Here is a 12,813-nt window from a genome sequence, read left to right on the forward strand (position 1 = left end):
ACCCCGCCAGATAATGCCGCAACGATAGCATAAGGCCGCTTCCTCCAGCGAGGCGGCCAGTATCAGACTGTCTCCAGCATCAGTCCGGAGATCCGCCGTACCTTGCGCTGCACGGCCTCTTCGAAAACGCCCGGTCTTGGTTCGATCAGGCTGAAGCAGTGCTTAGCCCGGGTGATACCGGTGTAGACCAGCTCTTTGGTCAGTACCGGATTGAGCGCATCCGGTAGGACCAGGGCAGTATGGCTGAATTCCGAACCCTGGGACTTGTGCACCGTCATGGCGAACACGGTTTCCACCTCGCTGAGCCGGCTGGGCAGCACGAAACGCACGCCACCTCGCCCATCGTTGCGGGCAAAGGCCACGCGTAGCACCGGCTCGCCCTGCTCATCCGGCAGACGCAGGGCGATGCCGATATCGCCGTTCATCAGGCCCAGGCCATAGTCATTGCGGGTCATGAGCACTGGTCGCCCTTCATACCAGGGTTGCTGGCTGTCGATCAGGCCTGCATTGTCCAGTACCCGCGCCACGCGCTGGTTCAGGCCCTCGACACCCCAGGGCCCTTTGCGCACCGCGCACAGCAGTTGGAAGGTCTCGAAGCTGTGCAAGACCTCGCCGGCCCAACTTTCCCAGCATGGGTCATCCGCCGGGGTGCCAGGCGGCGGACGCTGGCGGCCGATGGTCTGCAGGTAGCGGCGATAACCCTGGGGACCTTCGGGGCCCCGGCCCAGGCCATCGAGCAGCAAGCGGTCCAGGGCACGATCCTGCTCACCGCGCAGGGCGAGGCTGAACACATCGTCTGGCGCCAAGCTCAGCAAGGTCCGCGCCTCCTGTGCCTGCTGGCGGTTGACCAGGCGTGCCAGTTGGCCGATGCCGCTGCCCTCTCCGAAGCGCCGGGAGAACCGCAGCATCACCACCTGCTGGGCCAGTGGATGGCGGGCAGCATCACCGGCCTGCAGGCCACTGGCGTCCAGCGACTCACCGCTGACCTGCTCTAGCCAGGCGCGGGTGGCGGGCGAGTAGCAACCCTCCTCGGCATCGCGGCAGAGGTCACCGAGCACCGCGCCGGCTTCCACCGACGCCAACTGGTCCTTGTCCCCCAGCAACACTAGCCGCGCCTTGGGAGGCAGGGCGTCGAGCAGGTTGGCCATCATTTCCAGATCGATCATCGATGCTTCGTCGACCACAAGCACATCCAATGGCAGTGGATTACCCGCATGGTGGCGGAAGTGCCGCGAACCGGGGCGGCTGCCCAGCAGACGGTGCACGGTGCTGACATCGGACGGGATCTGCTCGCGCACCTGCGCGCTGACCGTCAGGCGCTCGACCTGTTGGCCGATCGACTCGGTCAGGCGCGCGGCGGCCTTGCCGGTCGGGGCGGCCAGGCGGATGCGCAGCGGCCGCCCCTGCTCCACAGCGGGGGCCTGCAACAACGCCAGCAGACGCACCACGGTGGTGGTCTTGCCCGTGCCGGGACCGCCGGTGATGATGCTGAACGCCGCCCGAGTGGCCAGGGCGCAGGCCAGCTTCTGCCAGTCGACCTGTCCGGGCACGGCGCCGTCATCGAACAGTTGGCCCAGTCGATCCGGCAAGTCACCAGGGATGGCTTCATCCTGGGCCAACCGGTCACGCAGGGCTGCGTCGATGCGTCGCTCATAGCTCCAGTAACGACGCAAGTACAGGCGCTGGCCGCTGAGCACCAGAGGCCGCGAACGCTGCGCCGGAGTGTCACCGGCAGCCACCAGGCCGCTGGCCGCTACACGCTCGAGCCAGGTGTCGAGGGTCAGGCTGGCCAGCAGTTGCGAGGGCAGCAGCAAGGGCCCGGCCAACGCATCCCCCTCCGGCGGCAGGGACAGGGCGAAGTCCGGCTCGGCCAGGGTCTGTGCCAGGTCCAGGCAGACATGGCCATGTCCCAACTGATGACTGGCCAGGGCTGAGGCCAACAGCACGAGAGGATCGCTGCCCGGTTCGCGCTCTTCGAGAAAGCTGACGAAAGCACGGTCAAGGGCACGCAGCCAGCCGCGCTCGACCCAGCGATCGAGCAAGGCCAGCAAGTCGGCGCTCGCCCGCAACGGCTCAAGGGCTGCCAGGTGCGCTGCCTCCAACGGGATCGGCAGCAGGTCGGCGAGGCTTCGGCTCATGGGGCAACTCCGGAAAACAGATCATGCTGCTCGGGCTCCCGCACGCCACGGAACAACGCGTCGAGCTGTTCGATCAGGGCACGGGGTGGCTTGACGAAATACAGGCCATGGGTGGTAGCTGCCGCACCGCGCAGGAAAATGAACAGGGCGCCGCCGACGTCACGGTCATAATCGTAGTCAGGCAGACGGGCGTGCAGTTGGCGGTGCAAGGCCAGTAGGTAGAGCACGTACTGCAGGTCGTAACGATGGTCGAGGATCGCCTGCTCCATGGCAGCCTCGCTGTAGGCCAGGGCGTCAGGGCCCAACCAGTTGGATTTGTAGTCGGCCACGTAGTAGCGCCCATCCAACTCGAATGCCAGGTCGATGAATCCCTTGAACATACCGTTGAGCTGGGTCGCTTGCGCCGCCAGGCGCGGAGCAGCGCGGTGCGTATGCTCGGCCACCAAGCGGTCGAGGCGTACAGCATCGACCTGATGGCTGGCGAACCAGAACTCCATCTCGATCTGGTACTGCTGCAGCTGGCTCAGCAGCAGGGCTGGCCCACCCGCATGCAGAGGCATGGGCTGTACCAACAACTGCTGCAGCCATTGACTCAGGGCGGGAATCCAGCCGGCCCAGTCACGGCGGTTGCAGCGCTGGCCAACGGTGCGCTCGATCAGCGCGGGATTGCCGCTGACCTCGGCGAAGCCTTCACGCCCGGCCCATTCGAGCAGTCCATGGAGAAAGGTCCCCGGGTTGGGCCCACGGGGAAAGCGATGGATATCGCCACCGTCCGGAGCCACTTCGCGCAGTTGCTGGACATCCGGACGCTCGTCATCGAGCAAGTGCTGGGCCTGGGAGCTGTCGGCCGTCAAGGTCAGGCCTTCGTCACCGACACGCAAGGCACTGTAGGACGCGATCCACCAGTTCTCCGCCGCACGCCGCCGGGGCTTGCGCGCAGGCAGCAACTCGCTGTCGCTGCACGGGCTGATATAGCGGGCCTCCGTGACCGCGGGCAGCTCACCACAGGCGATGGCCGGGCAGGCCGACTGCAAGGTCGCAAGCCACTCCCCCAACTGGGTGGAGGCCGGCAAGGGCTTACCACCTCCCAGCAGGTAACCAAGGGCCGAACGGTGCAGTTGCGAGGCCTTGTTGCTGCCGCGCTTGAGGTCCGCCACGCCTAGCCAGCAAGCATGCCGGGCACGGGTCAGGGCAACATAGAGCAGGCGCAGGTCTTCAGCCAGGCGCTCGTCGTCGGCACGAGCGATCTGTTCGTCGTCGGGCGTGAGGGTAAGGTGCGCGTACCCTTCGCTGTCGTGCCAGGCCAGCGGCAGCCGTTGGCCGTCCACCGGCTTGCTGGTGCAAATGAATGGCAGGTAGACCAGCGGATACTCCAGGCCTTTGGACTTGTGGATAGTCACGACCTTGACCAGTTGCTCATCACTCTCCAAACGCAGGATCTGCTCTTCACCGGCCTGCCCGGAGTTGGCCAGGTGCTCGGCCAAATGGCGGATCAGCGCCTGCTCGCCATCCAGTTCGCTGGCGGCTTGCTGTAGCAGCTCGGCCAAGTGCAGCAGATTGGTCAGCACCCGCTCGCCATCGCTGCGGCCCATCAGGGTGTGCGGCAGCTCGAAGTCATGCAGCAGGCGCCGGAGCATCGGCAGCACGCCTTGGCGCTGCCAGGTCTGGCGGTATTCACGGAAGGTCATGACCCAGCGCTCCCAGACCCGCTCATCCTGATTCAACTGCTCCAGATCGCTCAGGGGCAGGTCGAGGGTCAGACTGGCCAGGGCAGCCTTGAGCAGGCGCTCGGAGTCCGGCTCGGCGCAGGCCTTGAGCCAGGCCAACAAGTCATGGGCCTCCTGGGCGGCGAACACCGAGTCTTTGTCGGAAAGGTACACGCTGCGCACATCACGGGCGGCCAGCTCAGCCCGGATCAACTGGGCCTCACGACCGTCGCGCACAAGAATGGCGATATCCGAAGGCTGGCAAGGCTTCAACGTGCCGTCAGCACTGCGAAACCCCGTGCGGCCCTCCCGCCCGCCATTGAGCAAGGCGACGACATGGCTGGCGCAACTGGCTGCCAGCTGCTGCCGGTAGGTAGTGCTGGAGACAGGTTCATCGCTCTCCAGCCGCCACAGGTGCAATGCCGGCGTGGCCTGACCGTCGACCTGCAGTTGTTCGCCCCGCCCCTTGGCCCGGACCTCGACGAAAGGCAGTGGGTTGTCCCCGTTTTCGCGGAACAGGAAGGCGCCTCGACCTTCGCTGCGCTGCTCGGCCTGCAGGAAGACCTGGTTCACGGCGCTGACCATCGCCTGGCTGGAACGGTAGTTGGTGTCCAGGCTGTGCAAGCGGCCAGCCGTGGCCCGACGGGCGCTCAGGTAGGTGAAAATGTCGGCGCCACGAAAGGCATAGATCGCCTGCTTGGGGTCGCCGATCATGAACAGGCCGGTTTCCGGGCGGTTCTCGCTGATACGGTAGATGCGCTCGAAGATGCCGTACTGGACGGGGTCAGTGTCCTGGAACTCGTCGATCAGGGCCACCGGAAACTGCTCGCGGATCAACTCGGCCAGGCGTTCGCCAGCCTCGCTGTTGAGCGCCTGCTCCAGGCGCAGGAGCATATCGTCGAAGCCCATTTCGGCACGACGGCGCTTTTCCAACTCGAAACGCGCGGACACCCAGGCCGCAGCATGCTCCAGCAGACAGGCATCCGGGCTCGGCAGGCCCTGCAACTGCTGGCGCAGGTTTTCCATTGCCTGCAATGCCGGGTGGCTCGGTGGCTCGCCAACCTTCCAGGCCTCGGCCATGCCAGCTGGGGTCAGGCGGGTAAAACCGGTGCCCAGGTCCAACTCCAGGGCCTGTTCATCTGCGGCCCAAGTCTTGAGCTTGTCGAACCAGGGCTCGAAGTAACGGGCTTGCATCTTTCGGCCATCGACCTGCTTGGCCGCCAGGGCATCGCGGCAGATCTGCAGCAGTTCATCAGACCACTGTGCCCAGGGTGCCTTGAGCTGGGCCAACTGTGCGGCACGCTGCTGCAGCACAGCGTCGATCAGCGCCTGGGGTTCGTCCTCGGTGTTCTCGACACGCTGGCGGCCGAACAACGGCCGCACCCGGGGCAGCAAGGCGTCAGGGCTGACCCAATTGCTGCGTACCCAGGCCAGGGCGTCGCCTTGCATGCCATAGCAGAAGCGCCGCCAGTAGTCGCGCATGACCTGGCCAAGCAGCTCGCTGTGATCGGTTTCCAGGCTCTGGGTGAACAGGCTGCCGCTGTCGAAAGCATGCTCGCGCAGCATGCGCTGGCACCAGCCGTGGATGGTCGAGACCGCCGCCTCGTCCATCCATTGCACGGCAATCTCCAGGCGACTGGCGCAGCGTGCCCAGTGTTCCTGGGGATACTCGTCGCGCAATTGCCGCAGCAGCGGGTCCGCGTCGTGCAGCTCCTCACGGAAGAAGCGCGCCGCTTCGGCCAGACGGGTGCGGATGCGCTCACGCAACTCTTTGGTCGCGGCGTCGGTGAAGGTCACCACGAGGATCTGGGGTGGCAGCAACTCGCGGGCGAAGCCCTGCTCGCCGCCGTGGCCAAGGATCAAGCGCAGATACAGGGCGGAGATGGTGAAGGTCTTGCCGGTGCCCGCACTAGCTTCGATCAGTTGACTGCCATGCAGGGGGAAACTCAGCGCCAAAGGACGGGCCTGGGTCATGCGGCGTTCTCCTGGTTGCCCAGGGTCTGCCAGGGCGCTTCAAACAACGGGCGGTACAAGGCCTCGCACCAACCCTCGAAGGTTTCATCGGCGCTCAGCGCGGCGAAGTCGCGGAACTGCCGGGCCAAGGCAGCGCTTTCGCTACGCTCGCCAAAGCTGTTCTGGCCATCGCCTTCATAGGCACGGACGGCGGCGAGCCGGGCCTTGTCTGGATCGTTCTGGGCAAGCCAGGCAAAGGCGGTCTTCGCCGCCACCGGCAGCGGCGAATTCATGGCAGCCTGCCGCGCCACGAGCAAATCGCCAAGCAGTTCGGCGGCCCGCTCCTGGGGTAGCGGCGCAAGCAACAAGGTCACATCACTGGCAACCAAAGCGCTGTGCAGGGGATGCCCCACGGCGCAAGCGGCCAGGTGCAGGACCCAGGTCGGAATCAGGCGATGCCATTTGAGATTGCTGCGCCCGCTGCTGATGGTGTTGGGCACGGTGGTGATGCTCAGCAGGCTGCTGTCGTGCGCCTGATGAACCTGGCCAAGCCAGCCTTCAAGACGGTGTGGGCCTCGCTCGAAGTGGATGGGCAAGGCGCTGTCGACCCTCTGCGGCCAGCGTTGCAACAACTGCTGATGACGTTGCAACAGCCCCGGCAAGGGCTGAATCAGTTCGCCCTGCAGGCTCTCACCGAAGCCAGCCAATGGTAACAGGCCGCAAGCCTGCAACCGCCGGGCCTGGGCCTGCAAGGCGCGCTCGCTATCCTGTGGATCGGCGAGCGCGGCGGCCAACAGGCTCTCGCTGAGGCTGTAGCGTTGCAGAGCATCGAGAACGAAGGGCTCTTCATCGGCCACCGGCGCGTCCAGCGCTTCGAAAAAGACCTTCAGGCGTTGACTGAAGAAATGCCGTACGGGATGGCGCAGGAAGTCCTGCAGCAACGTCAGGCTCAAGGGTTCGTCGCTGCTGTAGGGCGGCAAGTCTTCTCCGCTTGAGCTCGCCTCGTTTGCAAACTCGTGCAAGGCTTGCCACTCCTGGGCATAGCTGAACAAGGGACTGCCCTTCTGGAAGTAGCGCTGGCTGAACGGCTGCAGCGGATGCTCCTGGGTCAAGGCATGCAGCAGTTGCTCGCCAGGGTCGTGCTTGCCGCCCTCTTCGGCCCCGGCCAATCGCCAACCAGCCGCCAGGTGATCACGCAGTTGGCCGATCAGCACCGAGGCCGGGCGTTCGTTGTTGTCACGGATACTGCGGCCGACCCAACTGACATAGAGCTGGTCGCGGGCGGAAAGCAGTGCCTCGAGCAGCAGGTAGCGGTCGTCCTCTCGTCGGGAACGGTCGCCAGGACGGTAGTCGCTGGCCATCAGGTCGAAATCCAGAGGCGGTTGCGCGCGTGGATAGTCGCCGTCGTTCATACCGAGCAGGCAGACCACCCTGAAGGGAATGGCACGCATGGGCATCAAGGTGCAGAAGTTCACCGAACCGGCAAGGAAGCGCTGGGACAGCTTGCCCTGGTCCAGGCCCGACAGCCAGGCTTCGCGGACCACGGTCAACGGCAGCAGGTCTTCCAGGCCAACCGATTCACAGGTCTGCAACCAGGTTTCACGCAGGGTCTGCAACTGCACCAGCAGGTAGTCGTCATGCTCGGTTTCAGCGAGGAAGAACACCTGCAGCAAGGCATGCAGACGCTCCCCCCACTCCACCGCCGTCGCCGGCTGCGACAGGACCTGGCAAGCAACTTCCAACGCATCGAGCAAGGCGACCAGCGGACCGATCAGGGCAGCGTCGAGGCCGCCGATCTCGTCATAGGGCTCGATACCGTCGCAGCTTTCACCAATGCCCACTGCGTAGCCGAGGAGCATGCGCCGCAAGCCGAACCGCCAGCTGTTCTGCTCCAGGCCTGCGGGCAATCCCAGCGAGGCACGCTGGTCGGCGTTCAGCCCCCAACGGATGCCGGCGCCTTCGATCCATCGGTGCAGTGTCGGCAGATCAGTTTCCCGAATGGCGAAACGGGCGCGCAGCGCCGGCACGTCCAAGAGGTCGAGCACCTCGCTGACGGCGAAGCGGCTGTCCGGCAACTTGAGCAGGTGCTCCAGGGCGATCAGCAAGGGATCACGGCCGCGCTGGCCCTGGTCGGCCAGGGTGAAGGGAATATAGCGCGGGTCGTTGCGATCCAGTTGGCCGAACACGGCACGGATATGTGGGGCATAGGTGTTGATGTCCGGCAGCATGACGATCACGTCACGCGGACGTAAGCCGGGGTCGGCGCTGAAGCGGGCCAGCAGTTGGTCATGGAGGATCTCCACTTCACGCTGCGGGCTGTGCGCCACCTGGAAACGCACCGAACGGTCCTTGGTCGGGTCGACCGGAGCCCAGAGACTGCGGGTCTCGGCCAAGGGGCGTAGCTCGAGGATGTCGTCCTGGAGTTGCTTGAGCAGGCTGGTGGGCTCGCCATCGCTGAACAGATCGATGCGCCCTTCGCTGAACACGCCACGGTAGCTGCTGGGGTCGTCGTAGCTGTCGAGCAGATTGATGTAATCGCGGCCCTGCTTGCCCCAGGCGGCCAGCAAAGGATGGGCGTGTTGGTGCAGGGACTGGTCATCCAACTGCAGGGGCATGCCCTGCTTGCGCTGCTGGCGCTTGTACTGGTGCCGCAGCAGGTCCTTGTCGGCGACGATATCAGCCCAGTGGTGACGGCAAGGGTTATGCACACACAGCAATACCTGGCTGAAGCGTGCCAGACCGGCCAAGGCTTCCAATGCCTGGGCAGGTAGCGACGAGATGCCGAACACGATCACCCGCGCAGGTAGGCCAGGTGGTGGCTGCTCCACACTGTTGATACGCTCGATGAAGCGTTGGTGCACTCCGGCCCGGCTCTGCGCCATGCCTTGTTCGCCGACATCGAGGAGCAAGGCCCGCCACAATTCGGCCTGCCAGCAGTTGCCGGCGGACAGCGGCTTGCGCCCGCCTCGGGCGGTGTTAAGCACATGCTCGCCGGCCGCCCAGTCCTTGAGCCAGTCGGCACGATAGACCTGGTACTGGTCGAAGAGGTCGGCCAGGCGCTCGGCGAGCTGGTAGCGCTTGCGCAAGTCACTGTCGTCGGTCAAGAAACGCCGCAGGGGCTCGAAGTGTGGACGCTCGATCAACTCCGGCAACAGGCGCATGAGGCGCCAGGTCAGTGGCGCCTTGTCGAGCAGCGAGACCTCAGGGATCTCGTCGCGCCCCAGAACGCGACGGTACAACTGCCACATGAAACTACCCGGTAGCTGAACATCGATGGCCGCAGCGATACCACAGCCTCCCTGGTCATCCTCCAAGGGATCTTCGGCCAGGGCCAGCTTGAGCCATTGGGCGATGCCGTTGCTTTGCACCAGAGCGATCTCGTTTTCCAGCGGTGCCAACGGGTAGCGACGCATCCAGCTCACCACCAAGCTGCGCAAGTCATCCAGCCTATTACTGTGGACAACCATGAAGCCAGGGTGCAGTGAGGTGGTATTCGGCATGGAGCGTCCCTTGGAACGAGGCGGGTGGTTCAGGAGGGAACCATATCATGGGGTGGCGGGGTTTTCGTGGATGTGCAGGCTCGGGGTTGAGGCTTTTTATGTCCCGCTAGGGGGCCCGCTGCGCGGCCCATCGCGACACAAGGCCGCTCCCACAGAGGCAGACCAGCTCGGCACCTATGGGTGCAGCCCTGCCCTTCAAACCCCGGAAAAGACAAAACCCCTACCTGCTCGCGCAGATAGGGGTTTTGCGAAATGAATCTTGACGATGACCTACTCTCACATGGGGAAACCCCACACTACCATCGGCGATGCATCGTTTCACTGCTGAGTTCGGGATGGGATCAGGTGGTTCCAATGCTCTATGGTCGTCAAGAAATTCTGTTACCAGAACGTCCTGTTGGACACTCCAGTCAATTCGGATATGTGCATTTGTGGTTTTGCGAATCTTCGGCTGTTGCGTCTTCACCACCGCCATCTGCGTCAGCAAATTGCTTGGGTGTTATATGGTCAAGCCTCACGGGCAATTAGTATCGGTTAGCTCAACGCCTCACAGCGCTTACACACCCGACCTATCAACGTCGTAGTCTTCGACGGCCCTTCAGGGAGCTCAAGGCTCCAGTGAGATCTCATCTTGAGGCAAGTTTCCCGCTTAGATGCTTTCAGCGGTTATCTCTTCCGAACATAGCTACCCGGCAATGCCACTGGCGTGACAACCGGAACACCAGAGGTTCGTCCACTCCGGTCCTCTCGTACTAGGAGCAGCCCCTCTCAAATCTCAAACGTCCACGGCAGATAGGGACCGAACTGTCTCACGACGTTCTAAACCCAGCTCGCGTACCACTTTAAATGGCGAACAGCCATACCCTTGGGACCGGCTTCAGCCCCAGGATGTGATGAGCCGACATCGAGGTGCCAAACACCGCCGTCGATATGAACTCTTGGGCGGTATCAGCCTGTTATCCCCGGAGTACCTTTTATCCGTTGAGCGATGGCCCTTCCATACAGAACCACCGGATCACTAAGACCTACTTTCGTACCTGCTCGACGTGTCTGTCTCGCAGTCAAGCGCGCTTTTGCCTTTATACTCTGCGACCGATTTCCGACCGGTCTGAGCGCACCTTCGTACTCCTCCGTTACTCTTTGGGAGGAGACCGCCCCAGTCAAACTACCCACCATACACTGTCCTCGATCCGGATGACGGACCTGAGTTAGAACCTCAAAGTTGCCAGGGTGGTATTTCAAGGATGGCTCCACGCGAACTGGCGTCCACGCTTCAAAGCCTCCCACCTATCCTACACAAGCAAATTCAAAGTCCAGTGCAAAGCTATAGTAAAGGTTCACGGGGTCTTTCCGTCTAGCCGCGGATACACTGCATCTTCACAGCGATTTCAATTTCACTGAGTCTCGGGTGGAGACAGCGCCGCCATCGTTACGCCATTCGTGCAGGTCGGAACTTACCCGACAAGGAATTTCGCTACCTTAGGACCGTTATAGTTACGGCCGCCGTTTACCGGGGCTTCGATCAAGAGCTTCGCGTTAGCTAACCCCATCAATTAACCTTCCGGCACCGGGCAGGCGTCACACCCTATACGTCCACTTTCGTGTTTGCAGAGTGCTGTGTTTTTAATAAACAGTCGCAGCGGCCTGGTATCTTCGACCGGCATGGGCTTACGGAGCAAGTCCTTCACCCTCACCGGCGCACCTTCTCCCGAAGTTACGGTGCCATTTTGCCTAGTTCCTTCACCCGAGTTCTCTCAAGCGCCTTGGTATTCTCTACCCAACCACCTGTGTCGGTTTGGGGTACGGTTCCCGGTTATCTGAAGCTTAGAAGCTTTTCTTGGAAGCATGGCATCAACCACTTCGTCGCCTAAAGGCAACTCGTCATCAGCTCTCGGCCTTGAGATCCCGGATTTACCTAAGATCTCGGCCTACCACCTTAAACTTGGACAACCAACGCCAAGCTGGCCTAGCCTTCTCCGTCCCTCCATCGCAATAACCGGAAGTACAGGAATATTAACCTGTTTTCCATCGACTACGCTTTTCAGCCTCGCCTTAGGGACCGACTAACCCTGCGTCGATTAACGTTGCGCAGGAAACCTTGGTCTTTCGGCGTGGGTGTTTTTCACACCCATTGTCGTTACTCATGTCAGCATTCGCACTTCTGATACCTCCAGCAAGCTTCTCAACTCACCTTCACAGGCTTACAGAACGCTCCTCTACCGCATCACCTAAGTGATACCCGTAGCTTCGGTGCATGGTTTGAGCCCCGTTACATCTTCCGCGCAGGCCGACTCGACTAGTGAGCTATTACGCTTTCTTTAAAGGATGGCTGCTTCTAAGCCAACCTCCTAGCTGTCTAAGCCTTCCCACATCGTTTCCCACTTAACCATGACTTTGGGACCTTAGCTGACGGTCTGGGTTGTTTCCCTTTTCACGACGGACGTTAGCACCCGCCGTGTGTCTCCCATGCTCGGCACTTCCAGGTATTCGGAGTTTGCATCGGTTTGGTAAGTCGGGATGACCCCCTAGCCGAAACAGTGCTCTACCCCCTGGAGTGATACATGAGGCGCTACCTAAATAGCTTTCGAGGAGAACCAGCTATCTCCGAGCTTGATTAGCCTTTCACTCCGATCCACAGGTCATCCGCTAACTTTTCAACGGTAGTCGGTTCGGTCCTCCAGTCAGTGTTACCTAACCTTCAACCTGCCCATGGATAGATCGCCCGGTTTCGGGTCTATACCCAGCGACTAAACGCCCTATTAAGACTCGCTTTCGCTACGCCTCCCCTATTCGGTTAAGCTCGCCACTGAATATAAGTCGCTGACCCATTATACAAAAGGTACGCAGTCACCTAACAAGTAGGCTCCCACTGCTTGTACGCATACGGTTTCAGGTTCTATTTCACTCCCCTCTCCGGGGTTCTTTTCGCCTTTCCCTCACGGTACTGGTTCACTATCGGTCAGTCAGTAGTATTTAGCCTTGGAGGATGGTCCCCCCATGTTCAGACAAAGTTTCTCGTGCTCCGTCCTACTCGATTTCATGACTAAGAGATTTTCGCGTACAGGGCTATCACCCACTATGGCCGCACTTTCCAGAGCGTTCCGCTAATCTCAAAGCCACTTAAGGGCTAATCCCCGTTCGCTCGCCACTACTAAGGGAATCTCGGTTGATTTCTTTTCCTCAGGGTACTTAGATGTTTCAGTTCCCCTGGTTCGCCTCTTGCACCTATGTATTCAGTACAAGATACTCAGCTTGTGCTGAGTGGGTTCCCCCATTCAGAGATCTCCGGATCAAAGTCTGTTTGCCGACTCCCCGAAGCTTATCGCAGGCTACCACGTCTTTCATCGCCTCTGACTGCCAAGGCATCCACCGTATGCGCTTCTTCACTTGACCATATAACCCCAAGCAATCTGGTTATACTGTGAAGACGACATTCGCCGAAAATTCGCATGCTTGCTCATGAGAGCAACTCACAAATTTTACCTTAGCCTGTTCACCACCAGTGAAAGTGGTTCA

General features: G+C 61.7%; 3 protein-coding genes and 2 rRNA genes. All 5 read right to left on the reverse strand.

What is annotated here, in order from left to right; all coding sequences use genetic code 11:
• Positions 1-62: 62 nt before the first annotated feature.
• On the reverse strand, positions 63-2,138 hold the full coding sequence (recD, locus tag ACYU03_RS22730; protein ID WP_461886860.1) for an exodeoxyribonuclease V subunit alpha: 2,076 nt from the start codon (positions 2,136-2,138) through the stop codon (positions 63-65).
• Positions 2,135-5,818, reverse strand: coding sequence for an exodeoxyribonuclease V subunit beta (recB, locus tag ACYU03_RS22735; RefSeq protein ID WP_461886861.1), 3,684 nt, complete (start codon positions 5,816-5,818; stop codon positions 2,135-2,137). The genes recD and recB overlap by 4 nt, the downstream gene beginning before the upstream one ends.
• Entirely contained in the window at positions 5,815-9,297 is a 3,483-nt protein-coding gene (gene recC, locus ACYU03_RS22740; RefSeq protein ID WP_461886862.1) for an exodeoxyribonuclease V subunit gamma, read from the reverse strand. Before recC ends, recB begins: the two co-directional genes overlap by 4 nt.
• Before the next feature lie 257 nt (positions 9,298-9,554).
• Positions 9,555-9,670 (reverse strand): 5S ribosomal RNA (gene rrf / locus ACYU03_RS22745).
• 130 nt (positions 9,671-9,800) lie between these two features.
• Positions 9,801-12,690: ribosomal RNA gene (locus ACYU03_RS22750) — 23S ribosomal RNA — on the reverse strand.
• Positions 12,691-12,813: the final 123 nt, after the last annotated feature.

It is taken from the genome of Pseudomonas sp. X10 (genome assembly GCF_054889225.1).

What these genes read in the sequence shown, in the direction of transcription:
- recD (WP_461886860.1), bottom strand. Translation starts at nt 2,138, where the DNA reads ATGAGCCGAAGCCTCGCCGACCTGCTGCCGATCCCGTTGGAGGCAGCG.
- recB (WP_461886861.1), bottom strand. Translation starts at nt 5,818, where the DNA reads ATGACCCAGGCCCGTCCTTTGGCGCTGAGTTTCCCCCTGCATGGCAGT.
- recC (WP_461886862.1), bottom strand. Translation starts at nt 9,297, where the DNA reads ATGCCGAATACCACCTCACTGCACCCTGGCTTCATGGTTGTCCACAGT.